Origin of the sequence: Acinetobacter sp. 1424608 (assembly GCF_000588255.1) — a bacterium.
Lineage (GTDB): Bacteria > Pseudomonadota > Gammaproteobacteria > Pseudomonadales > Moraxellaceae > Acinetobacter > Acinetobacter nosocomialis.
On the sequence record NZ_JFXL01000050.1, the window covers coordinates 1 to 960 of the forward strand.

Annotated in this window: 1 pseudogene; it reads right to left on the reverse strand. The window is 37.9% G+C overall.

The window, feature by feature from the left end:
- A pseudogene (locus J678_RS22770) lies at positions 1–960 on the reverse strand (IS3-like element ISAba21 family transposase); the annotation flags it as partial.

Consider the following 960-nt stretch of genomic DNA (forward strand, 5'->3'; position numbering starts at 1 on the left):
TGTAATATCTGCTTTAGCTTCATCTCTGGTTTTATAGTTGCAATGATGCACTAATTCATTCTTGAGTATGCCCCAGAAACTTTCAATCGGTGCATTATCGTAACAGTCCCCACGTTTGCTCATTGAACCTTGAAAATCACATTTTTCCAGTATCTTTCGATATTCATGGCTGCAATATTGGCTGCCTCTGTCCGAATGAATAATTAAGCCTTTCGTTGGTTTTTGATTACGAATCGCCATAGTCAGTGCATTGCAAACAAGTTGTGCGGTCATACGCTCATTTAAGCTATAGCCAACCACTTGTTTCGTGTACAGGTCTTTTACTGCTGCCAAGTATAACCAACCTTCAGCAGTCCAAATGTATGTAATATCGCTTGACCATGCAAGATTGGGCTTAGTCATTGAAAACTGTTGCTCTAGTAAATTTGCGTAGATCGCTCGATTATGATCACTCTTCGTAGTTCTTTTGAAACGCTTATGACGCTTACAATACAGCTGGTTGAGCTTTTTTATTTGACGTACAGCATACGTACTGATTTTGATACCTTGCGCTTGTAAATGCTTAGTTAATCGAATATAGCCATAGCTTTGTTTAGTTTCCTCATGAGCTATTTTGACCAAAATTGTCTGTTGATTTCGCTGAACCAATCTTTTATTCATGCCTCGTTTTAGCCAATCATAAAATCGTGACACTGAAACGTGAAGTAATCTAGCCATAAAGCTAATCGGGAATAAATATCTTTGCTGTTTCATATAGGCGTACCTTACTGACTTTCTTTCGCAAAGTACGCTGCTGCCTTTTTTAGAAATTCACGTTCCATTTCAGCTGTTTTGAGCTGTTGTTTGAGCTTTTTATTTTCTTCGAGTAAGGCATTTAGATCAGGTGAATATTGTTTAGTGCCTGCTAAGGTGCCAGTCTTTGCTTTATTATTCCAATTTGAAAGAGTTTGCATTGAAATG